Source organism: Embleya sp. NPDC056575, assembly GCF_042793325.1.
Classification (GTDB): Bacteria; Actinomycetota; Actinomycetes; order Streptomycetales; family Streptomycetaceae; genus Embleya.
Map to the genome: position 1 here is coordinate 25372 of NZ_JBHTVA010000023.1, position 21658 is coordinate 47029.

The 21658-nt window shown below is 71.8% G+C and carries 21 protein-coding genes; 3 read left to right on the plus strand and 18 right to left on the minus strand.

Annotated features, from left to right (window positions below):
• Positions 1-34: 34 nt before the first annotated feature.
• Positions 35-1450 (minus strand): PH domain-containing protein, encoded by a 1416-nt coding sequence (locus tag ACFRCG_RS19530; protein ID WP_380033067.1) that lies wholly within the window; start codon positions 1448-1450, stop codon positions 35-37.
• On the minus strand, positions 1447-1944 hold the full coding sequence (locus tag ACFRCG_RS19535; RefSeq protein ID WP_101897100.1) for a PH domain-containing protein: 498 nt from the start codon (positions 1942-1944) through the stop codon (positions 1447-1449). Before ACFRCG_RS19535 ends, ACFRCG_RS19530 begins: the two co-directional genes overlap by 4 nt.
• A 70-nt stretch (positions 1945-2014) precedes the next feature.
• Here ACFRCG_RS19535 and ACFRCG_RS19540 point away from each other — a divergent pair, with 70 nt between their 5' ends.
• Positions 2015-3166, plus strand: a complete 1152-nt coding sequence (locus ACFRCG_RS19540; protein WP_380033069.1) for an NADH-quinone oxidoreductase subunit D — start codon at positions 2015-2017, stop codon at positions 3164-3166.
• A gap of 30 nt (positions 3167-3196) precedes the next feature.
• Here the strand turns inward: ACFRCG_RS19540 and ACFRCG_RS19545 are convergent, their stop codons facing one another.
• The 4 genes from ACFRCG_RS19545 to ACFRCG_RS19560 form a co-directional block, all read right to left on the minus strand.
• Positions 3197-4660: a hypothetical protein gene (locus ACFRCG_RS19545; RefSeq protein ID WP_380033071.1), complete on the minus strand. Its 1464-nt coding sequence runs from the start codon at positions 4658-4660 to the stop codon at positions 3197-3199.
• A gap of 309 nt (positions 4661-4969) precedes the next feature.
• Positions 4970-5866 carry an ABC transporter substrate-binding protein gene (locus ACFRCG_RS19550; protein ID WP_379999015.1) on the minus strand — a complete coding sequence of 299 codons (897 nt, stop codon included), beginning with the start codon at positions 5864-5866 and terminating at the stop codon, positions 4970-4972.
• Positions 5867-5916: 50 nt separating this feature from the next.
• Entirely contained in the window at positions 5917-6591 is a 675-nt protein-coding gene (locus tag ACFRCG_RS19555; RefSeq protein WP_379999013.1) for an ABC transporter permease, read from the minus strand.
• Complete coding sequence (locus ACFRCG_RS19560) at positions 6588-7328, minus strand: ABC transporter permease (RefSeq protein WP_380033220.1); 741 nt, start codon at positions 7326-7328, stop codon at positions 6588-6590. The genes ACFRCG_RS19555 and ACFRCG_RS19560 overlap by 4 nt, the downstream gene beginning before the upstream one ends.
• A 169-nt stretch (positions 7329-7497) precedes the next feature.
• Between ACFRCG_RS19560 and ACFRCG_RS19565 the strand changes: the two genes are divergently transcribed.
• The gene (locus ACFRCG_RS19565) at positions 7498-8646 is read left to right on the plus strand and encodes an ABC transporter ATP-binding protein (RefSeq protein ID WP_380033073.1); all 1149 of its coding nucleotides are present in this window, start codon (positions 7498-7500) and stop codon (positions 8644-8646) included.
• A gap of 52 nt (positions 8647-8698) precedes the next feature.
• On the opposite strand, the gene ACFRCG_RS19570 is transcribed toward ACFRCG_RS19565, so the two are convergent.
• The 11 genes from ACFRCG_RS19570 to dacB all read right to left on the minus strand — a co-directional run bounded on the left by ACFRCG_RS19570 (position 8699) and on the right by dacB (position 19369).
• Positions 8699-9163: a DUF3180 domain-containing protein gene (locus ACFRCG_RS19570; protein ID WP_380033075.1), complete on the minus strand. Its 465-nt coding sequence runs from the start codon at positions 9161-9163 to the stop codon at positions 8699-8701.
• A complete protein-coding gene (folK, locus tag ACFRCG_RS19575; RefSeq protein WP_380033077.1) occupies positions 9160-9750 on the minus strand; it encodes a 2-amino-4-hydroxy-6-hydroxymethyldihydropteridine diphosphokinase in 591 nt (196 codons plus the stop codon). The genes ACFRCG_RS19570 and folK overlap by 4 nt, the downstream gene beginning before the upstream one ends.
• Entirely contained in the window at positions 9747-10109 is a 363-nt protein-coding gene (folB, locus tag ACFRCG_RS19580; RefSeq protein ID WP_380033222.1) for a dihydroneopterin aldolase, read from the minus strand. The genes folK and folB overlap by 4 nt, the downstream gene beginning before the upstream one ends.
• Before the next feature lie 194 nt (positions 10110-10303).
• Positions 10304-10768, minus strand: coding sequence for a nuclear transport factor 2 family protein (locus tag ACFRCG_RS19585; protein WP_078976561.1), 465 nt, complete (start codon positions 10766-10768; stop codon positions 10304-10306).
• Positions 10765-11649, minus strand: coding sequence for a dihydropteroate synthase (folP, locus tag ACFRCG_RS19590; protein ID WP_380033079.1), 885 nt, complete (start codon positions 11647-11649; stop codon positions 10765-10767). Before folP ends, ACFRCG_RS19585 begins: the two co-directional genes overlap by 4 nt.
• Before the next feature lie 230 nt (positions 11650-11879).
• Positions 11880-12488 carry a GTP cyclohydrolase I FolE gene (gene folE / locus ACFRCG_RS19595; RefSeq protein ID WP_078976559.1) on the minus strand — a complete coding sequence of 203 codons (609 nt, stop codon included), beginning with the start codon at positions 12486-12488 and terminating at the stop codon, positions 11880-11882.
• A 2-nt stretch (positions 12489-12490) separates the two neighbouring features.
• Entirely contained in the window at positions 12491-14545 is a 2055-nt protein-coding gene (gene ftsH / locus ACFRCG_RS19600) for an ATP-dependent zinc metalloprotease FtsH (RefSeq protein ID WP_379999004.1), read from the minus strand.
• 307 nt (positions 14546-14852) lie between these two features.
• Entirely contained in the window at positions 14853-15419 is a 567-nt protein-coding gene (gene hpt / locus ACFRCG_RS19605; protein WP_078979398.1) for a hypoxanthine phosphoribosyltransferase, read from the minus strand.
• 46 nt (positions 15420-15465) lie between these two features.
• Positions 15466-16446, minus strand: coding sequence for a tRNA lysidine(34) synthetase TilS (gene tilS / locus ACFRCG_RS19610; RefSeq protein ID WP_380033081.1), 981 nt, complete (start codon positions 16444-16446; stop codon positions 15466-15468).
• Between the two features lie 245 nt (positions 16447-16691).
• Complete coding sequence (locus tag ACFRCG_RS19615) at positions 16692-17855, minus strand: zinc-dependent metalloprotease (RefSeq protein WP_380033083.1); 1164 nt, start codon at positions 17853-17855, stop codon at positions 16692-16694.
• A 113-nt stretch (positions 17856-17968) separates the two neighbouring features.
• Positions 17969-19369, minus strand: coding sequence for a D-alanyl-D-alanine carboxypeptidase/D-alanyl-D-alanine-endopeptidase (gene dacB, locus ACFRCG_RS19620; protein ID WP_380033085.1), 1401 nt, complete (start codon positions 19367-19369; stop codon positions 17969-17971).
• Positions 19370-19528: 159 nt separating this feature from the next.
• Between dacB and ACFRCG_RS19625 the strand changes: the two genes are divergently transcribed.
• Positions 19529-20020 (plus strand): inorganic diphosphatase, encoded by a 492-nt coding sequence (locus tag ACFRCG_RS19625; protein ID WP_078976554.1) that lies wholly within the window; start codon positions 19529-19531, stop codon positions 20018-20020.
• Positions 20021-20139: 119 nt separating this feature from the next.
• Here the strand turns inward: ACFRCG_RS19625 and ACFRCG_RS19630 are convergent, their stop codons facing one another.
• A complete protein-coding gene (locus ACFRCG_RS19630; RefSeq protein WP_380033087.1) occupies positions 20140-21585 on the minus strand; it encodes an NlpC/P60 family protein in 1446 nt (481 codons plus the stop codon).
• Positions 21586-21658: the final 73 nt, after the last annotated feature.

Sequence of the window (21658 nt, forward strand, 5' to 3'; positions counted from 1 at the left end):
CTGCCTCCCTGCGAATATGACGATGCGTCAGATATTAACCGGCGCCCTCGCCGAGGGAAGAGGCGGAACCTGACGAGCTGTCAGATGCCCCCTGGATCCAGCGTTCCGTGCCCGCTCCACGACGCCCGGTACGCGAGCGTTCGGCCTGTTCCGCGACGATCGTGTCCGCCTCCACCGCGTCCCGTCGGGCCACCCGCACGTGTACCGGGCCCGGGGTCGAGTCGAGGTGCACCGTGGCCAGGCCCAACCGGCGCTCCCACGGCCCCTGGGTGCGTCGTACGCTCTGCACCTTCGCGTGCGGGATCACGTCGAGGATCCGGTGGAAGCGCCCGCTGCGCGCGACGAACACCTCGGCGTCCGCGCCGTAGGCGTAGGCCGACCAGCCCACCGGGTCGTGCCAGCGGGCCCGGCGCGGAGCCGGGATCAGCTCGATCGCATCGATGTCCACACCCGGCAGGATCTGTCCGAGCAGCCCGTGGGCGACCGCGCGCGGCGCCACCGGCAGCAGGATCGTCTCCTTGGCGTCCGTGTCCCTGCCGCCGTAGCCGGCCACGTTGATCTCGACCCGGACCCAGCCGGGCAACCGCCACAACCACGGCTGCACGATCCGCACCGCCTGGACCCGACCGGGCGGCACGGTCTGATGCCGCTGTTCCAGCAGCCCGTGCCGCAACCGCAACCCGTCCGGCGAGCGCGCCACGGTGAAGTCGAAGTTGCGGATCACCCGGCCCGCGGTGAACTGCCACGCGGCCAGGAACAACGGCAACGTCCCGAACACGAAGGCGAGTTCGTGCAGCACGAAGGCCAACACCAGGATCGCCACGCTCGGCGCCAACGCGGCCCACGTGCCCACCGACAGCAGTACCGAGCCGACCACCGCCGACAGCGGCACCGCCACCAGCGGCTGCTCGGGCGCCTCCCCCACGTCCGGCCGCACCCCGGCGGCACGCGCGAGCAGTTCGGCCCGCAACCGCTGCGCGTCGGCCTCGCCCAGGTAGGACAGACTCGCCTCGGCCTTGTCCCCGCCCGCCACCTGCAACTGCAACTCCGCCAGCCCGAACAGCCGGGCCACCAGCGGACGCACCACGTCGACCGCCTGGAGCCGGGACAGGCGCACGTGCCGGGTCCGGCGGAACACCATCCCGGAATCGATCCGCAGGTCGTCGCCCTCGATCCGGAACGTGGTGAACCACCACGACAGATAGCCGTAGGCGAACGCGAGCGGCACCAGCACGCCGAGCCCGATGATCAGCCGACCCGGGGTCGCCCAACCGGAGTTGACGTTGTGCACCACCACGCCGAGGCAGGCCGCGATGACCACCCAGCCGCGCGCGGGCGGGGTCAGCGGGTGCAGCCGACGCGGCTCGACCGTCGGCGCGCCCGACCCATCGCCCGGCTGCTCGACCGGCTGCTCGACCGACGGCTCCACCGGTCGCTCGTCGCCGGTCACAGCCCCGCCGATCGGGCCTCGCCCAGCGCCGCGAGCCGGTCACGCAAGCGCGCGGCCTCGGCGGGCGGCAGGCCCCGCACCCGTGCGTCGGAGGAGGCCGACGCGGTGTGCAGGGTCACCGTGGCGATCCCGAAGTGCCGCTCCAGCGGACCCGCCGCGACGTCCACGAACTGCATCCGCCCGTACGGCACCACCACCAGCCTGCGCAGCAGCACACCGTGTTCGATCAGGAGGTCGTCGGCCCGCTCCGCGTAGCGCCACGAACGCTGGTTGCGCCGGATCAGCGGGAGCGCCCAGGCCCCGAAGCCGGCCACCCCCACCACGAACACCGCGCCCGCCCACCACACGACCAGCCACCCGAGCAGGCCGCCGCCGAGTATCGCGAACAGGATGCACACGCCGAACAGCAGCGCCCGGCGCATCCGGTACAGCTGTTCCGAAACGGAACGCCAGTCGAGGTCGGGGGGCGCCAGGGCGTCGTCGGCCGGTTTCATAGGGGCAACCTTCCCAGCTGGGCACACAAGGGTGCGAAGGAGGCCGTGACTACTGGCAGACTCAGGGTCCATGACCGCCAGGACCGTGGGCGTGGGTATCGGCGCCGACCAGCTCGACACGACCGACATGGTGCTCAACATCGGGCCCCAGCACCCCTCCACGCACGGCGTGCTGAGGTTGCGACTCGTGCTCGACGGCGAGCGGATCGTCTCCGCCGAGCCGATCGTCGGCTACATGCACCGGGGCGCGGAGAAGTTGTTCGAGGTCCGCGACTACCGGCAGATCGTGATGCTCGCCAACCGGCACGACTGGTTGAGCGCGTTCGCGAACGAGCTGGGCGTGGTGCTGGCGGTGGAGCGCATGCTCGGCATGGAGGTGCCGCAGCGCGCGGTGTGGGCGCGGACCCTGCTCGCCGAGCTGAACCGGGTGCTCAACCACCTGATGTTCCTCGGCTCGTATCCGCTGGAGCTGGGCGCGATCACCCCGATCTTCCACGCGTTCCGCGAGCGCGAGGAGATCCAGGCGGTGATGGAGGAGATCTCCGGCGGTCGTATGCACTTCATGTTCAACCGGGTCGGCGGCCTCAAGGAGGACCTGCCGGCGGGCTGGACCGGGCGGGTGCGGCACGCGGTGGCGACGGTGCGCACCCGGCTGGCCCGGCTCGACGACCTGGTCTCCGACAACGAGATCTTCCGCGCCCGCACCCGGGGCGTGGGCGTACTGACGCCTGCCGTGGTGGCGGCGTACGGGGTCAGCGGGCCGATCGCGCGCGCCTCGGGGGTCGACTTCGACCTGCGCCGGGACGAGCCGTACCTGGCCTATGGCGAGCTGAGCGACGTACTGCGCGTGGTCACCCGCGAAGAGGGCGACTGCCTGGCCCGCTTCGAATGCCTGCTGGAGCAGGTACACGTGAGCCTGGACCTCGCCGACGCGTGTTGCGACCGGCTCGACGGCCTCCCGCAGGGGCCGGTGAACCTGCGGCTGCCGAAGGTGCTCAAGGCGCCCGAGGGCCATACGTACGCGTGGACCGAGAACCCGCTCGGCCTGAACGGCTACTACCTGGTGTCCCGGGGCGAGAAGACCCCGTGGCGGCTCAAGCTGCGCTCGGCGTCGTACAACAACGTGCAGGTGCTCGGCGAGGTGCTGCCGGGCTGCCTGATCGCGGACATGGTGGCGATCCTGGGCTCGCTGTTCTTCGTCGTCGGCGACATCGACAAGTAGGCGGACCCGCCGGGGTCCGCCCACAGCCGTCTAGGCGTGCTTGCGGATGTCGATGCGGGGGATTTCCTCGGTGTCGTCGTGCGCGGTGAGGTCCACCGGGAGCGGCTTGCGCCGCGCGGCGCCGGTGGGGGTCCGGCCGGGCTCGGCGGGGGCGAAGCGCACACCCTGGCCGCGGTGTACCGGCGCGGGCTGTGCTGCCGGGGCCTCGGCCTCGGCGTGCACCGGGTCGGCGATCCGGTCGGCCTCGATGTCGTCGGTCTCGGGCGCGACGTCGGCCGGCTCGACCGGGTCCACAGGCGGGCGGCCGGCGATGAGCGCGTCGTAGCGCGCGTCGGAGCCGAACAGTTCGTCGGTGAGGAAGCCGGTGGCCTCCGGCTCGGCCAGGGGCGCACGCGGCGCGAAGAAGTCGAACCGACCGGACGCACCGGCGCCGGCCACCCGACGGGTCACCTCGAGCACCTTGTCCCGCACCATCCGGGTCACCTCGGCGGTCTCGGCGGCGAGGGGCACGCTCGTGGGGCTTTCGACGCCTGGTGCGTCCGCGGCTTCGGTCGCGGCGGGTACATCCGCGGGGCTCCCGGTGGCCGGGACGTCGGCCGGCGCCTCGGCGGCCCGCTCTTCCGCGACGGGCGCAGCCGCCTCGGGCGTGGTCCCGGCGCCGGCGGGCTGCTCGGCGACGCGAACGGCCTCGGTGTACCGGGTCAGTTCGGTGGGCGGCGCGATCGGCGCCGCAGGCCGCACGGCCGCAACGGCCGGCACGGTCTCGGCTCCAGGCACGGTCGCGGCCACGGGCGTCGGCGCGGCCGCAGGCCCGGATTCGGCATCAACCGTCGCCGCGGGCACGGGAGTCGCGTTGGTCACGGCCGCGATCGCAGGCTCGGGCACACCCGCCTTCCCGGACCCGGGCGCCGACGCCGCCGTGGGCGCGGCCGTCGACCCGGTCGCGGGCGCGGACTCGGACACGGCGCCCGCCCGAGGCCCGGCACCCGCCTCCGGCATCGCCCGCGCGCCCGCCACAGGCGCGACGCGCCGCTCGTCGCCCCGCACCGCCTCGTTCGCGGCCGCCGCGACCGCGGCCGCCGGCGCGACCGGAGGCCGTACGCCCGGCCGCGCACCCGGGCCGAACATCGAGGCGGCGTAGGCCCGCACCAGGTCCGGCGAGGACACCGGAGGCCGCCGCACGGACGGCACGATGGACGGCGCCGTGGGCCGGGCCCCACCACCGCGGCGGTCCAGCAGATCGAGCACGGCCGAGGCCCGCGCGAACAGATCGGGGGTCAACTGCTGCGGACGCGAGGTCAGATGCTCGGCGGCCACGTCCAGAACCAGCCCGTGTTCCTCGGCCCGCTCGACGGCCAGCCGCAGTTCCTCGGCCATGCGCTCGCGCTCGCGACGCCGCGCGATGCTCTCCTCGGCCAGGCGCCGCTGGTGCGCGGTGCTCCCGCGAACCACCCAAGCGACCGCGCCGACGGCGGACGACACACCGAGCAGCACGGCGATTCGAAGGGTGTTCGCACCCCCCGCGACAACCGCCAGCACAACGGCGACCAGCGCCGGTGCGCATATGGCGGCAAGCAGGGATATGCGTGTGGCGGTCGAGACCGAGCGATGGCGTCCACGGGGCATATGGAGACGTTAGCGCGCACACGGTGTTCGGCTCGGTGCGGGGGCTGTCGTCCGCGCGTGTCGTTTTCCGCCTTCGCTACCCGCAACTGCGCTCGAAACGGCCCGGAACGCCGGCCGGCCATATGCAACTCCGGCCGGCGTCGGGGTATTTGCCGGTGACGAGGTTTTACCGAAAAATCAGATCAGGTTCTTCGACTTCAGGTATGCCTTCGCCACATCGGCCGGCTTCTTGCGGTCCTCGTCGACCTGCTTGTTCAGCGCGGTCAGGTCCTCGGTGGTGAGCACCGGGGCGAGCTTGTTCACCAGCGGCAGAATCTTGTCCGCCTTGCCCGAGTTGACCACCGGAAGCACGTTGTCGGCGTTTTGCAGCTTCTTGTCGTCGGTGAGCACGACGAGGCCGAACTGGTCCAGGGTGGCGTCGGTGGACGTGGTCAGGACCAGCTGGTCGCTGCCGTTCTTGACCGCCTGCTTGGCGGCGGTGGTACCGACGCCGAGCGGGTCCACACCCGAGACCTTGATGCCGTACGTCTTCTCCAGGCCCGGTGCGCAGAACGGCCGCGTCTTGCACTCCTCGCCCGCCGCGATCTTCACGTCGACACCGGCCTTGCCGAGGTCCGACAGCGTCTTGAGGTTGTACTTCGCGGCGAAGTCCTTGGTCACCGCGAACGCGTTCTGGTCCACCGCCTGCGAGGGTTCGCCACTCTTGAGTCCGGCCGGACCCGCGAGCGTGTTCAACGCGGCGACGGTGGCCGTCACATCGGGCGAGGCGACCGGAGCCGCGTCGGGGCCGTTCTTCTTGCGGTTCAGGAATTCCGCCATGGTCGCCGCGTATTCCGGCACGACCGCGATCTTGCCCTTCTCCAGCTCGGGTTCGTAGAGCTCACGGTTCTTCACCGTCTTGATGCTCGCCTTCACCCCGCCCTTGTCGAGCAGCTGTTTGTACATCTGCGCCAGGATCTCGGACTCGGTGAAGCCGGCCGAACCGACCGTCGTCTTGTCGTCGTCCGAGGACGAACACCCCGTCGCGCCCACCAGGAAGACCAGCGAGAGTCCCGCCGCCACACCGACCGTCATACCCGTTCCACCACGCCGCTTCGGCATGCGATGCACCGCCCTTTCCGTTCTCACGAGGTCACACCGCCACGCGGTGTCCGGGCCGTGAACCGCTGCACGAGCGCGAACAGGCCCTCCACCACCAAAGCCAACGCGGCCACGAGGAAGGCCCCCGCGACTACTTGACCGTTGTCCTGCAGGTCGAAACCGGCCGTGACGATGCGCCCGAGACCGCCCCCCGCGACCAGTGCCGCGAGTGTTGCCGTGGCAACAACCTGAACGGCACACGTACGAATTCCCGTCATGATCAACGGAAGCGCGAGCGGGAGCTCGACGCGCAGCAACATCTGACCGCCGGTCATACCCATGCCGCGCGAGGCCTCGACCACGTCCCGGTCCACTCCGCGCATGCCGACGTAGGCGTTGGTGAGCACCGGCGGGATCGCGAACAGCACCAGCGCGATGATCGTCGCGGTGTCGCCCATGCCGATCGGACTGAGCCCGAGCAGCACCAGCACCGCGAACGTGGGGATGGCCCGGCCGATATTGGAGATGTTGATCGCGAGCGCGCCGCCCCGGCCCAGATGACCCAGCCACAGCGCGATCGGCAACGCGATGGCGACCGAGATGAGCACGCACACCACGGTCAGCAGGACGTGTTCGGTGAGCCGGTTCCACACCCCGCTCTCGCCGCTCCAGTTCGCGCCGTCGGCCAACCAGTCCCAGGCGTCTCCCAGTACGGTCACGCCGCCGCCCCCGCTCGTGTGTCGACCTCGGCGGCCGGCGCGGACACGAGCGGCAACCGCCGCTTGCGGCCGTTCGCCCGCTCCCACGGCGTCAACAACCGCTGTACGCCCAGCAACAGCAGGTCCGCCACGATCGCCAGCGCCACGCACAACACCGACGCGGTGAGCACCTGCGCCCTGAACAACGTGTCGATGCCCGAGTAGATGAGATTGCCGAGGCCGCCCGAGCCGACGATCGCGCCGACCGTGGTGAGCGCGACCGTGGACACCGTGGCGACCCGCACGCCCGCCATGATCGCGGGCAGCGCGAGCGGCAGTTCGACCTGGAAGAGCAGTCGTCCCGGCCCGTAGCCCATCCCCTTCGCCGCCTCGACCACATCGGGCGGCACCGCCCGCAGGCCGGCCAGCATGTTCCGGACCAGGATGGTCAGCGAGTACAGCACCAGACCGATGATCACGGTGGTCTCGGTCAACCCGGTGAACGGCTGCAGGATCGCGAACATCGCCAGCGAGGGGATCGTGTACAGGATCGTGGTGGAGCCGAGCAGCACGCTGCCCGCCGGGCGCCACCGCCGGGCCGCGAGCGCCATCGGGAACGCGATGAGCACGCCGATCGCCACCGAGACGACGGTCAGATAGATGTGTTCGCGCAACGCCGCGGTGATTTCCCCGGAGTACTCGTCGAAGTACTTCCCGCAGATCCACGAGTTGCGCTTCAGGCAGTCACCGGAGGCCACAATCACGGGCGAACAGTACCCAGGGGGTCGGACACGCATGCCCGTGACGGCGGACACACCCGGTGTGCGGGCAGGGGCACCCGGGTACGTTGCCTCCCCTGGGGGGTCGGGAAACACTCGGGTCTCCGGACACCTGCCACGACCGCCTGCCATGCCCCGGAGGGCCCCCATGATCCGGCTGGACCGCGTCACCAAGCGGTACCCCGACGGCACCGACGCGGTGGCGGACCTGTCCCTGGACGTCGCCACGGGCGAGCTGGTCACCCTGGTCGGCCCGTCCGGCTGCGGCAAGACCACCACGATGAAGATGGTCAACCGGCTGATCGAGCCCACGTCCGGGCGGATCTTCCTGGACGACGAGGACATCACCCGGGCCGACCCGGTCAAGCTGCGCCGACGGATGGGCTATGTGATCCAGTCCGGCGGCCTGTTCCCGCACCGCACCGTGCTGGAGAACACCGTCACCGTGCCGAGCCTGCTGGGCTGGGACCGCAAGAAGGCCAAGGCGCGCGGCGTCGAACTCCTGGAGCTGGTCGGCCTGGACCCGGCGAAACTCGGCGACCGCTACCCGCACCAGCTCTCCGGCGGTCAGCGCCAGCGGGTCGGCGTGGCCCGCGCACTCGCGGCCGACCCGCCGGTGTTGCTGATGGACGAGCCGTTCGGCGCGGTGGACCCGGTGGTGCGCGAGCACCTGCAGACCGAGTTCCTGCGCCTGCAACAGGAGTTGCGCAAAACGATCCTGTTCGTCACCCACGACATCGAGGAGGCGGTGCGGCTCGGCGATCGTATGGCGGTGTTCTCGATGGGCGGTCGCATCGAGCAGTTCGACACGCCCTCCAGCGTGCTCGGCGCACCCGCCAACGACTACGTCGCCGATTTCGTCGGCGCCGACCGCGGGCTCAAGCGGCTGTCGGTGACCGAGATCACCCCCGACGACCTCGAACTGCCGCCCATCGTGCGCCTGGACGACCCGATGCCCGAGGCGCTGGCGAAGCTGCGCGCGGCCGGCTCGCGCTGGGCGGTGGTGCTCGACGACGCGGGCGATCTGCACGGCTGGGTGGACGACCGGGTGGCCACCGGCACGGTGCGCGACCGGGCCCGGCGGATGGAGGCGTGGGTGCCCGTGAACGCCTCGCTCAAGCAGGCGTTCGGCGAGATGTTGCAGCACGACGCCGGCTGGATCGCCGTGGTGGACGGCGACCGGTTCGTGGGGGTGCTGACCCCGGCGCGGCTGCACGAGGCGCTGCGGCGGTCGATCGGCGCGGAGGAGCGGGACATCCCGCCGGCCGAGGTCGTCCTGGACACCATCGAGGGGTGAGCGGGGCGGGCCGCCCGTACCGCCTACCGGATGGTGGGTACCGGCCCCCGATTCACTTGTCCTCGGGATCCTCGGGCACGCGCAGTATGCGCTCCAGGAACAGGCACCCGCCGACCAGGAGCACGCCCGCGCCCACCGCGAACGCGCACCGCTGGGCCTGTGCGGAGCGCTCGGAGACCTCCAGGAAGTGCGAGAGGTAGAGCGCGTAGCCGCCGTACAGACCGACCACCAGGGCGCCGACGAGCGAGCCCGCCTTGGCGAAGACCACCGCGCGCGCGGCGACCAGCGGGTCCACCGCGCGCGCGTTCGGGCGCCGCTCGCGCTGCGCCCGCAGCCGCGAGCGCAGGGACAACGCCGTGGCCAGCGCGACCGCGGCCAGGCACAGCAGCACGATGGGCGCCAGGATCGGGACCACGGGCGGTGTCCCGCGCGAGTCCCACAGGTCGATTCCGGCATACGCGATGCCGCCCGCCCCCAGCGCGAGGGCGAGCAGGACGAGCGGGCGCGTGGGTTTCATCGGTCTGCGGTCAGCTCCAGATCGTCACGGCGGTGCACGCCGGCCGGGCCCACCCGCGCGAGCAGGTCGGCGATCGGACCGTGGCCCGGCAGCTCCGCCTCGGGGTCGATGTCGTGCCAGGGCGCGAGCACGAACGAACGCTCGTGCGCGCGCGGATGCGGCAGGGTCAGCCGCGGGTCGTCCCGCGTCACGTGCTCGAACCAGATCACGTCCACGTCGAGCGTGCGCGGTCCCCAGCGCTCGACCCGGACCCGCTGGAACGCCTCCTCGATCGAGTTGGCGCGCTCCAGGATCAGATCCGGGGTGAGCAGCGTGCGCACCTCGACCACGGCGTTGAAGTAGGTGCCCTGCTCGGGGCCGCCCACCGGGTCGGTCTCGTAGACCGGGGACACCCGCAGCAGGGTCACCCCGGGGGTGTCGGCGATCTCGTCGACCGCGCCCTGCAGGGTTTCGAGCCGGTTGCCCAGGTTGCTGCCGAGCGCGAGCACGACCCGGCTCCAGGACAGCTGCGCGCGCTGCGCGGTGGTCTCGGCGGGGCGCTCGGGGGCCGGCTCGCGCGGGGTCCGGGCGGCGGAGGGGTCGGTCATCGGTCGCGCCCCCGCACGATGGTCACGGTCACGTCGTCGAACGGGACGGTGATCGGGGCGTCGGGCTTGTGCACGGTCACTTCCACCTCCTGCACCAGCGGCCGGGCCAGGCACACGTCGGCGATCCGCTGGGCCAGCGTCTCGATCAGGTCCACCGCGTCGCCCTGGACCACGCCGACCACGTCCTCGGCGACCTCGCCGTAGTGGACCGTGAGGGTGAGGTCGTCGGCCCGCGCGGCCGGCCGGGTGTCCAGCCCCAGCACGACGTCGACCACGAACGTCTGGCCCTCTTCGCGTTCCTTCGCGAACACTCCATGATTGCCGCGGGCCTTCAGCCCCCGCAGCGAGACGCGGTCCAGCATCAGTCGCCTCCTCGGCGCGTATCCCATCACTGCGCACCCCGAACGGTCGGTCGCCCTTCCGGTCGAGGGGCGGTCGCGCCGACGGCCGGACCACCTCTGTGCGGTACGAATGTACCCAGCGGTCCCGACAGGTTCCGTCGTCCGGGTGCCTCGAACGCACCCGAACGACACCTCGAAGCGGTCGGGATCGGTCAGATCTCCTCTTCGGCGTCGACCTCCGCCATCACCGGGGACGCGTGGTGCAGCCACAACCGCCAGCCCGCGGGGGTGCGCCGGAAGACGTTGGTGACCACCGCGCGGCCCCCGGCGAAACCCGTCTCGTCGCCGCCGTCCTCCTCGGCCATCCCGGTCAGCATGTTGGCCGTGCAGGACAACACCGCGACCTCGCCGGCCAGCTTGACCTCGACGTCGGTCAGGAAGAACTGCACGTAGGCGGTATTGGCCATGATCAGCGCGTAGGAGCGCAGGATCTCCGCGCGTCCGTGCAGCGCGGGCCAGCCCGGATGCACACAGGTCACGCTCGGCGCGTCGGCGCCGTCGGCCCAGATCGCGCCGAGGGCGTCGATGTCGCCCTCCTCGACGGCCGTCCACAGCGCGAGGTTGACCTCGCGTACCGCGTCCGCCTCGGGCGACGTCTGGTCGTCGATCGGGTTCATCGGGCCTCCTGCCAGGCAGCCGCCACCTTGACCGCGTCGAGCGAAGCGGGCACCTCGTGCACACGGACGGCCCACGCGCCCGCGGCGGCGGCCAGCGCGGAGACCGCGGCCGTCGCGTCGTCGCGCCCGCGGGGCGGGCGCAGTGTGCCGTCCTCGGCGGCGAGCAGCCGGCCCAGGAAGGTCTTGCGGGACGCGGCCACCAACAGCGGACGACCGAGGTCGTGCAGCGCGTCCAGGTGGGCGAGCAGTGGCCAGTTGTGTTCGGCCGTCTTGGCGAAGCCCAGGCCGGGGTCGAGCACGATCGCGTCGGGGTGGACCCCGGCCGAGACCACCTTGTCCATACGCTCCGCGAGTTCGGCGCGCACCTCGGCGACCACGTCGGAGTAGTCCGCCCGCTCCTGCATCCCGCGCGAGTGGCCGCGCCAGTGCATGACCACGACGGGCACTTCGCTCTCGGCCACGTAGGCGGCCATCGCCGGATCCGCGAGCCCGCCGCTGACGTCGTTGACCAGCCGGGCGCCGGCCGCCACCGCCGCGCTCGCCACCTCGACCCGGGTGGTGTCCACGCTGACCACCGCGCCGGCCGCGGCCAACTCGCGCACCACCGGCACGACCCGCCGCAGTTCCTCGTCGGCGTCCACCCGACCGGCCCCCGGGCGGGTCGACTCGCCGCCCACGTCGATCAGGTCGGCCCCCTGCTCGATCAGCGTGAGCCCGCGCGTGATCGCGGCCTTCGCGTCGAACCAGAGACCGCCGTCGGAGAACGAATCGGGGGTCACATTGACCACACCCATGACCGCGCACCGGCCGAACTCGGGCAGGCCGCGCACCCTCGGCGGGCGGTCGGGAGCCCGATGGCGCGGGCCGGTCGTCGCTGTCATGGGGAACAGAGTAGGGGGGGGGGGGGGGCGGGCCCCGCCGACCCCCCCCCCACCGGGCCCCGCGGGGGTTAGGACGCCCCCCGCGCGCCCCCCGGGGGGGGGGGGGGGGTGGGTTTGTTCGCTTTCATGCGGTGGGGGGGGCCGGGCCCCCCCCCCCCCCCCCCCCCGACTACTGCGTCGCGACTTGTTATCGGCACCTCGTCGGCTCGCGACCGGGTGTCCTCGGATCGCTACCGGCTCAGGATCAGGCTCATCGCCTCGGCGCGGGTGGCCGCGTTCAACAACTGGCCGCGTACGGCCGAGGTGAGCGTGCGCGCACCCGGCTTGCGTATGCCGCGCATGGTCATGCACAGGTGCTCGCACTCGACCACCACGATCACCCCGCGCGGGCGCAGGATGTTCACCAGCGCGTCGGCGATCTGCGTGGTCAGCCGCTCCTGCACCTGCGGCCGCTTGGCGTAGACGTCGACCAGGCGGGCCAGCTTGGACAGGCCGGTGATCTGGCCGTCCTCCGACGGGATGTAGCCCACGTGGGCGACGCCGTGGAAGGTGACCAGGTGGTGCTCGCAGGTGCTGTAGACCTCGATGTCCTTGACCAGGACCAGCTCGTCGTGGCCGAGGTCGAAGGTCGTGGTGAGCACGTCCTCCGGCTCCTGCCGGAGTCCCGCAAAGATCTCCCGGTACGACCTGGCCACCCGCGCCGGGGTGTCCTTGAGGCCCTCGCGGTCGGGGTTCTCCCCGACCGCGAGCAGCAGCTCCCGAACCGCGCGCTCGGCGCGATCCTGGTCGAACTCACCCACGGCGGGACGGCCGTCGAAGGTGACCGGGTCGATCGTCACGTTCAGTTCTCCGGAGAATCGGACGGCGGCTCGGGGTGCGCTACCGCCCCACCGGACCCCGTCGTGGTGCCCGTCGCAGAGGTCGCGCCGCCGTTGAGAATCCCATTGTCGCTGCCGCCGCCGGAGAGCGTGAGCTCGCGGGGCGTCATCACGGGGGGCCGGCTGGACGGCTGACGCCGACTGGAGCCGGTCCACGCCGGGCGGGCCGGACGCTTGGTGACCGGTGCGAAGATCTCGGCGACCTGGGCCTTGTCCAGGGTCTCCTTCTCCAACAGCTCCAGCACCAGGTTGTCCAGCACGTCGCGGTTCTCGACGAGGATCTCCCACGCTTCATTGTGGGCGGTCTCGATGAACCGCTTGACCTCTTCGTCGACGATAGCCGCGACCTCTTCGGAGTAGTCGCGCTGGTGACCCATTTCACGACCCAGGAAGGGCTCGGCACCGTCGTTGCCGAACTTGATCGCGCCCAGCCGCTCGGTCATGCCGTACTGGGTCACCATCGAGCGGGCCAGGCCGGTGGCCTTCTCGATGTCGTCCGAGGCGCCGGTGGTCGGGTCGTGGAAGACCAACTCCTCCGCCGCGCGCCCGCCCAGCATGTAGGCGAGCTGGTCGAGCATCTCGTTGCGGGTGGTGGAGTACTTGTCCTCTTCCGGCAGGACCATGGTGTAGCCGAGCGCCCGGCCCCGGGACAGGATGGTGATCTTGTGCACCGGGTCGGTGTTCGGCAGCGCGTGGGCCACCAGGGCGTGGCCGCCCTCGTGGTACGCGGTGATCTTCTTTTCCTTGTCGCTCATGATCCGGGTGCGCTTCTGCGGCCCGGCCACGACCCGGTCGATCGCCTCGTCCATCGCCAACGCGTCGATCAGCTTGGCGTCGGAGCGGGCGGTGAGCAGCGCCGCCTCGTTGAGCACGTTGGCCAGGTCGGCACCCGTGAAGCCGGGGGTGCGCCGGGCGACGGCCTTGAGGTCGATGTCGTCGGTGACCGGCTTGCCCTTGGCGTGCACCTTGAGGATGTCCCAGCGGCCCTGCATGTCGGGGCGGTCGACCGCGATCTGCCGGTCGAAGCGGCCCGGGCGCAGCAGCGCGGGGTCCAGGATGTCGGGCCGGTTGGTCGCGGCGATCAGGATCACGCCGCCCTTGACGTCGAAGCCGTCCATCTCGACGAGCAGCTGGTTGAGCGTCTGCTCGCGTTCGTCGTGGCCGCCGCCCATGCCCGCGCCGCGGTGTCGGCCGACCGCGTCGATCTCGTCGACGAAGACGATCGCCGGCGCGTTGGCCTTGGCCTGCTCGAAGAGGTCGCGCACCCGGGAGGCACCGACACCGACGAACATCTCGACGAAGTCGGAACCGGAGATCGAGTAGAAGGGCACGCCCGCCTCACCCGCGACCGCGCGGGCGAGCAGGGTCTTGCCGGTTCCGGGCGGGCCGTAGAGCAGCACGCCCTTGGGGATCTTCGCGCCGACCGCCTGGAACTTGGCGGGCTCCTGAAGGAACTCCTTGATCTCGTGCAGTTCCTCGACCGCCTCGTCGGCACCCGCCACGTCGGCGAAGGTCGTCTTCGGCGTGTCCTTGGAGATCAGCTTGGCCTTGGACTTCCCGAAGTTCATCACTCGGGAGCCGCCGCCCTGCATCTGATTCATCAGGAACAGGAAGACCACGACGATGAGCACGAACGGCAGCAGGGAGAACAGGATGCTGACGATCGTGCTCTGCTTGCTGAGCTTGACCGTGTACGAGTCCTGGATCTTGCCCTGCTCGTACTTCGACTGGAGCAGGCGCTGGATCTCCACGCCCTGCTCGTCGATGTAGGAGGTCTTGATCTTGTTGTGCTTGTCGATCTTCACCCCGGGGATCAGGGTGAGCTCGAGTGACTGATCGTTGCCGCCGATGAGCTTGGCTGACTTGACCTGGTCGTTCTGGATCGCCTGGATCGCCTTGCCGGTGTCGACACCCTTGAAGCCGCTCGAAGAGGAGACGAGCTGCATCAGGAGGATCACAGCAATGACGGCCAGCGCGATCCACATGACCGGCCCGCGGAAATAGCGCTTGACGTCCATCGATGCGGGGCAGCAGACGCCCCGTCCCTCCTGCCGACTTTTGACCCGGGCGCCTCATGGCCCCCGGGTACGTTGCCTGTCCGGTATCGCCCGGCACGGTCGCCCGTGCTGATCGGATGTCGTTGCGTTAGACGGTACACCGGGCGTCCGCACGCCAACGCGCCGCGCGTTCACTCGCGATGCGCGCCTTCGTGGATCGACCCCCGACGCACCCTCCAACGAGGGGAAACGTTCCCCTTGTTCCCGGATGCTGCAACCGGATGTCGATCGCGCAAACCCGAAGTCGTGATCCGAGTGCCCGAGCGGGTCAGGTCGGCTTCGAACCGCCGTATACGTGCTCGGCCAGTGTGCCCACGAACGGCAGATTGCGGTAGCGCTCGGCGTAGTCGAGGCCGTAGCCGACCACGAACTCGTTGGGGATGTCGAAGCCCACGTACTTGACCGGGATGTCGACCTTGGCCGCCTCCGGCTTGCGGAAGAACGCGCACACCTCCAGCGAGGCGGGGCCACGCGAGGTGAGGTTGGCGAGCATCCACGACAGGGTCAGACCCGAGTCGATGATGTCCTCGACGACCAGGACGTGCCGACCGGCGATGTCCGCGTCGAGGTCCTTGAGGATGCGCACGACGCCGGAGGACTTGGTGCCGGAGCCGTAGGAGGACACCGCCATCCAGTCCATCTTGACCGGCGAGTGCACCGCCCGGGCGAGGTCGGCCATCACCATGACGGCGCCCTTGAGCACGCCCACGAGGAGCAGGTCCTGGCCCCGGTAGTCCTCGTCGATCCGTTCGGCGAGCTCGACGAGCTTCGCCTCGATCTCCTCCTGCGTGACGAGGACCCTTTCGAGGTCGGCGCCCATGTCCTTCTCGTCCACCACATGCCTTACTACGAAGTTGTCGACAGAGCCCCGCGAGCACCGGTCAGGATTGAGCCGGCCGGTGAAAGAGAAGCCTGCCACACCGTCTGCGTATCTCGACGCCCCCGGGCAGGTGGATGGGGCCCTGGCCGTGCCACGAGATGACCAGCTTCTCCACCGCCTCCACGTGGCGCGCGAACAACGCGCCGGACGGGCTGCCCGCGACGACCGCGGTGCGGCGCAACACGCGGCGGCGCACCGCGGCGGGCAGTTCGGCCAGGCCGGCCACCTCCAGTTCGCCGTCGTCGTGGGTGACGTCGGCCTGGGCCCGGTCCGCCCACTGGTCCAGCGCCTCCGCGTCGTCGCGGAACAGCCGCGCGGTGCGGGCCAGCGCCTCGGACACGCCGGGGCCGAGCGCCTTCTCCAGGACCGGCAACACCTCGTGCCGCACCCGCGCCCGGGTGTAGGCGGGGTCGGCGTTGTGCGGGTCCTCCCAGGGCAGCAGGTCCTGTGCGACGCAGGCCTGCCGGGTGATGTCGCGGCCCAGGTCCAGGAACGGGCGCTGGTAGTGGCCGGTCAGCGGCGGCATGCCCGCGAGGGAGCGGGCGCCGGAGCCCCGGGCCAGCCCGAGCAGGACGGTCTCGGCCTGGTCCTCCAGGGTGTGTCCGAGCAGGACGAGGGCGGCGCCGTGGGTGCGGGCGGCGGTGTCCAGGGCGGTGTATCGGGCCAGGCGCGCGGCGCCCTCGGGGCCACCCCGGGTGCCGACCGTGACGCCGAGCGCCTCGACCGGTGTCAGGCCCAGCTCGCCCAGCCGGGCGACCAGGTCCACGGCGCGACGGGTCGAGCCCGCCTGCAGGCCGTGGTCGACGGTGATGGCACCGGCCCGCAGCCCCGCGCGCGGGGCCTCGAACGCGGTGGCCGCTGCGAGCGCCAACGAGTCCGCGCCACCGCTGCACGCGACCAGGACGAGAGCGTCCGGTTTCAGGTCGCGCAGGGTATTGCGGACGGCCAGCCTGGTGGCGGCCACGGCGGGATGGGGTCCCACGGCTCGACGACACCTCCTTGCACGTCCGGTTCGGCCGGTCAGCGGAGGTCGCGACCTCCGCGAGATGTGCCGAAGAGAATTGGTTTGCCCACGCTACGTCACCCGAAGCGGCTCGGGCCGCAGACACCGCCGGATGTCGCCCGGATGAGGACACGGGCGGGCCGGCAATCGGCCGGACGGCACCCGGCGGGCCGCCCGGAGGCGGTCCCGGCCGGCCGCCGGGACCGTCCGGTCGGGCGCCCGGATCACTCCGCGTCGGCCGGTCCCTCGGCTCCGGCCTCGTCGACCGTGCCCGCCCGGCCGTGCACCCGGTCCACCCAGGAGCCCGGGTCGGCCACCTCGGCCTTGGTGGGCAGGGTGTTCGGCGACGTCCACACGCGGTTGAAGCCCTCCATGCCGACCCGGCCGACGACCTCGCGCACGAACCGCTCGCCGTCGCGGTACTGGCGCAGCTTCGCGTCCATCCCGAGCAGCTTGCGCAGTGCCAGGTCGAACCGCCCGGTGCCCTGCGCGCGGCGCTCGGCGAACTTCTCCCGGATCTCCGTGACGGTGGGGATGACCTGCGGTCCGACCCCGTCCATCACGAAGTCGGCGTGCCCCTCCAGGAGCGACATCACCGCGGTGATCCGGCCCAGGATCTCGCGCTGCTCGGGCGTCTGGACCAGTTCGACCAGCGAGGCGCCCTCGCCCTCGCTTTCGCCGGTGCCCCCGCCGCGGCGCGCGCCGGCGAACGTGGAGACCGCCTCGCGCAACCGGCCGAGCACGGCGGACGGATCCACCTCGGTCTGTCCGAGGAAGCCGTGGATCTCCTGTTCCAGGTGGTCGCGCAGCCACGGTACGGCGGTGAACTGGGTGCGGTGGGTCTCCTCGTGCAGGCACACCCACAACCGGAAGTCGTGCGGATCCACGCCCAGTTCGCGCTCGACCTGGACGATGTTCGGGGCGACCAGGAGCAGTCGGCCGGGGCCGCGTCCGGTCGCGCCAGGGCTCTGCGGGGCGAATGTCTCGTACTGGCCGAGCACGCGCGAGGCCAGGAACGCGAGCAGGGTGCCCAGTTCCAGGCCGGTCACCTTGCCGCCGACCGCCCCCAGGGCGGCGCCGCCGGGCATCGTCTCGCGGCGCTCCTCCACCTTGTCCAGGAGCGGGCGCAGCACGTGCCGGAAGCCCTGCACGTTGGCGCGGGCCCAGCCGGGTCGGTCCACCACCAGGACCGGGGTGTCGTTGTCGCCGGCGTCGAGTCCGGTGAAGGCCCGTACGTGCTCCTCGGACGTCTTGGCGTGTGCGCGCAATTCCGCGACCACGGCCCGTGCCTCGTCCCGCCCGACGTCGGGGCCCGGCCGCACGAGCCGGTTCGCCGTCGCCACGGCCAGGTCCCAATCGATCATGTCCGCACCGTTGCCGCTCGTCATACGGCCACGTTACGTGCTCGAAGCGGCCCCGAAAGGGGATCAGGGGTCCGCGTTCGGATCGGGTTCCGGTTTTGCCGGCCGATGGACCGGCGCGCCGGCGGGACGAACGCGGGTCAGCCGGCGGTGCCGCAACCGCAGTCGGCCAGCGCGGCGGCCATCCGGTCGATCGCGGCGCGGGCCGGATCGGGGTCGCCGGTGAAGCGGTCGGCCAGTATCGCGAAGGCGAGGAGTCGGCCGTCCCGGTCGCGTACCAGGCCGGACAGCGTACTGACCCCGGTCAGCGAGCCGGTCTTGGCCCGGACCACGCCGGCCGCGTCGGCGGCGCCGCTGTTCGGCCCGTACCGGTCGGTCAGCGTGCCGGTGAAGCCCGCGATCGGCAGGCCGGTCAGCGCCCGGCGCAATTCGGGGTGGGCGGCGGACGCGGCGGTCGAGAGGGTCTGCACGAGGGTCTGCGGGGTGAGCCGGTTCTCCTTGTCCAGGCCGCTGCCGTCCTTGAGGTTGGAGGCGCCGTAGGTCACCCCCAGGCCCTCCAGGACCTGCCGGGCCGCGGCGGTGCCGCCCTGGAAGCTCGCGGGCTGCCCCTTGGCGATCGCGACCTGCCGCAGCAGCGCCTCGGCCAGGTCGTTGTCGCTGACGGTGAGCATCTGCTCGACGATCACGGACAGCGGCGGGGACTGTACGGAGGCGAGTTCGGGCGCGCCGCCGCCGGGCGCGGTGCCGGGGGTCGGCGCGCCGTCGACCGTGACGCCCGCGGTCTTGAGCATCGTGGCGAACTTCTTCGCCGCGTCGATGCCCGGGGAGGGCACCCGGTTGCTCTCCTTGCCGACCACGGTCGGGTCCACCCGGCCCTCGTCGACCATCAGCGACACCACGGGGGCGATGTTCTCGTTGACGCCGATCGCGTGCAGCGCGGGGCCGGTGTAGAGCGAGGTGTCGTATTGGAGCTTGACCTGCGTGGTCCCGCTCGCCTTGAGCGCCGCCGCGGTCGCCGCCGCCAGGTCGGAGAGGCGGGCGGGCTGGTAGCCGTTGTACTGCCGACCGTCGAGCGCGGTCAGCGTGGGATCGCCGCCGCCGACCAGGACGATCGTGCCGGGCGTGGGACCGGGCACCACGCGGGTGGCGATCCGGTGGTCGGGGCCGGGCGCGGTGAGCGCGGCCACCGCCGTAGTGATCTTGGTGGTGGACGCGGGCGTCGCCGCGCGATCCTGGTTGGCGCCGTACAGCGGGCGTCCGGTCAGCGCGTCGACGACGGCGACCGCGGGCGGCGCGCCGAGCGCGCTCGTGCGGCCCAGCGGTTCGAGCACGGCCCGGATGCCGGCCTCGGTCGGGGTCGCTCCGGCCGGGTCCCCGGACACCGGCACGAGCACGGGCGGCGCGGCCGTCGCGGCGACCCGACGGGTGCCGTCGTCGGCCCGGGCGCTCAGGCGCTCGCCCTTCCACGATCCGTGGACGAGGGTCACGAGCACGGCCAGCAGCACGGCCGCCAACGCCGCGGCGATCGCTTTGCTCCTCATGCCGGGCACGCGAGACCATCCCCTTCCGCCGGACCACCGGCCATGCGAGACACTGAGTGCAGATCAGGTTCTGTCCGGGACCTGTGCCGGGTTCGGCCTCGCGGACAGAACGACCCTAACGGTCCCGGCAACGGTCCCGGCGCAGCACATGGAGGAGCCTTGGAGTTCGACGTCACCATCGAGATCCCCCGGGGATCGCGCAACAAGTACGAGGTGGACCACGAAACCGGTCGCATCCGGCTCGACCGCATGTTGTTCACCTCGACGCGCTACCCGGCGGACTACGGCTTCATCGAGGACACCCTCGGTGAGGACGGTGACCCGCTGGACGCGCTGGTGCTGCTGGACGAGCCGACCTTCCCGGGCGTCCAGGTGCGCTGCCGCGCCATCGGCATGTTCCGGATGACGGACGAGGCCGGCGGCGACGACAAGGTCCTGTGCGTTCCGGCCACGGACCCGCGCGTGGAGCACCTGCGTGACATCCACCACGTCTCGGAGTTCGACCGCCTGGAGATCCAGCACTTCTTCGAGGTCTACAAGGACCTGGAGCCGGGCAAGTCGGTCGAGGGCGCGAACTGGGTCGGCCGCGACGACGCCGAGGCCGAGGTCGAGGCCTCGCGCAAGCGGCTCACCGAGCAGGGTCACCACTGACCCGGTAGCGCGATCCGGACGAACGCCGATCGGCGGCAGCCACCCCTGGGGGTGCTGCCGCCGATCGGCGTCCGTGCTTTTCGCGCCCGTGTTTCGCGGAGGGATCCGCGCGTGGGTGGTCAGGACGGGCGGGCGTAGTAGTCCGGGGTGCCCATGTAGAACAGGTTGCTGATCTTGACCACGTCGCCGGTGCGCGGCGCGTGGATCATCTTGCCGCCGCCCAGGTACATCGCGACGTGATGGATGTCGGAGGCGCTCTTGGTCTCGGTCCAGAAGACCAGGTCCCCCGGGCGCAGGTTCTTGTACGACACGGGCGTGCTCTCGAAGTACTGGGTGGCGGCGAAGTGGGCCATCCTCACGCCCGCCCGGCGCCAGGCCTGCATGACCAGGCCGGAGCAGTCGAAGCCGCTCGGGCCCTCGCCGCCCCAGACGTAGGGCTTGCCGAGTTGGGCCTTCGCGTAGGCGATCGCGGCGGTCGCGCCGGCGGGGTCGGGCGCGGCCTTGTCACCGGAGCGGTCGGGCTTGCTCGCGGCCACGGGGTCGACCCGTTCGACGGACTTGTCGGCGGGCTCCGCGGGCTTGGCGGCGGTGCTCGGCTTCGCGGGTCGGGCCGCCTCCTGCTCGCGGGTCGCCTCCTGCTCGGGGGCAGCCTCCTGCCCGCGCGCCACTTCCTGCTCGGGGGCCGCGTCGGCCGGGCGCGCCTGTTCCGCGCGTTGGTCGGCCTCCTCCTTCTCCTGGCGCGCCTGTTCGCGGGCCGCGTCGGCCTCGGCCCGGGCCCGGGCCTCCTCCTCGGCGCGTCGTTGCGCCTCGGCGGCCCGGCCGTCGCGGCGCTGCGTCTCCAGGTCGATCGAGGTCTGCTTCAGCGTGGCCAACTCGGCCAGCAGCGCGGTGTGTCGGGCGGTGATCTCGTGGACTCGGCTCTGCCGAGCGGCGAGTTCGGCCTCGACGCGGTCCTTGGCCGCGCGTACCGCCTCGGCCGCCCGGCCGGCCGCCTCCGCGCCGTGTTCGGCGTCGGTCTTGGCGACCGCGGCGTCGTGCACGGCGGCGGTGCCGCGCCGGAGTGTGTCGTCGCTGTCCTGGGAGATCCGCCGCAGGCTCTCCATCCGGGAGACCAGGTCGCCGGGCGAATCGGCGCCGAGCATCGCCTGGAAGACCCCGAGCCCCGCGCCGCCGCCCATCCGGTAGGTCTGCGCAGCCAGTCGGCCGAGTTCGTCCCGGGCCCGGGTCAGGCGGGCGTCGGCGGTACGCAGGTACACGTCGGCGGCGGCGGCCCGGTCCTGGGCCTGCTGCCGCAGCACCACGGCGCCGTTGTACTCCTCGACCGCGGCGTCGGCGCGGATGTCGAGCCGGGCCAGGTCGCCCGCCTCGCGATCGAGTTCGGCCTCGATCCGGCCGACGTCGTCGACCTTGCCGGCGACCGCGTCGTGGGCCCGGCGCACCTGTTCGGCATCGGGGTAGCCGGCGCCGCCGGGGTCGTCGGCGAGCGCTCCGGGCGTGAGCGTGAGGACGAGGACGGCGGCGAGTCCGGCGGGGATTGCGGTGCGGATGAACGAGCGCCGAGGCATGCGGTCTCCCTCCAAGCGGCGGGCACCGAGGGGAACCGGGGGTTCCGATTCCGGACAGGTCTCCTCACGCTAG

Bases quoted from the DNA above. Each gene is read 5' to 3' on its own strand.
- ACFRCG_RS19535 (WP_101897100.1), bottom strand. From the start codon at position 1,944: ATGAAACCGGCCGACGACGCCCTGGCGCCCCCCGACCTCGACTGGCGT.
- ACFRCG_RS19540 (WP_380033069.1), top strand. From the start codon at position 2,015: ATGACCGCCAGGACCGTGGGCGTGGGTATCGGCGCCGACCAGCTCGAC.
- ACFRCG_RS19550 (WP_379999015.1), bottom strand. From the start codon at position 5,866: ATGACGGTCGGTGTGGCGGCGGGACTCTCGCTGGTCTTCCTGGTGGGC.
- ACFRCG_RS19565 (WP_380033073.1), top strand. From the start codon at position 7,498: ATGATCCGGCTGGACCGCGTCACCAAGCGGTACCCCGACGGCACCGAC.
- ACFRCG_RS19570 (WP_380033075.1), bottom strand. From the start codon at position 9,163: ATGAAACCCACGCGCCCGCTCGTCCTGCTCGCCCTCGCGCTGGGGGCG.
- folK (WP_380033077.1), bottom strand. From the start codon at position 9,750: ATGACCGACCCCTCCGCCGCCCGGACCCCGCGCGAGCCGGCCCCCGAG.
- ACFRCG_RS19585 (WP_078976561.1), bottom strand. From the start codon at position 10,768: ATGAACCCGATCGACGACCAGACGTCGCCCGAGGCGGACGCGGTACGC.
- folP (WP_380033079.1), bottom strand. From the start codon at position 11,649: ATGACAGCGACGACCGGCCCGCGCCATCGGGCTCCCGACCGCCCGCCG.
- ftsH (WP_379999004.1), bottom strand. From the start codon at position 14,545: ATGGACGTCAAGCGCTATTTCCGCGGGCCGGTCATGTGGATCGCGCTG.
- ACFRCG_RS19615 (WP_380033083.1), bottom strand. From the start codon at position 17,855: ATGACGAGCGGCAACGGTGCGGACATGATCGATTGGGACCTGGCCGTG.
- dacB (WP_380033085.1), bottom strand. From the start codon at position 19,369: ATGAGGAGCAAAGCGATCGCCGCGGCGTTGGCGGCCGTGCTGCTGGCC.
- ACFRCG_RS19630 (WP_380033087.1), bottom strand. From the start codon at position 21,585: ATGCCTCGGCGCTCGTTCATCCGCACCGCAATCCCCGCCGGACTCGCC.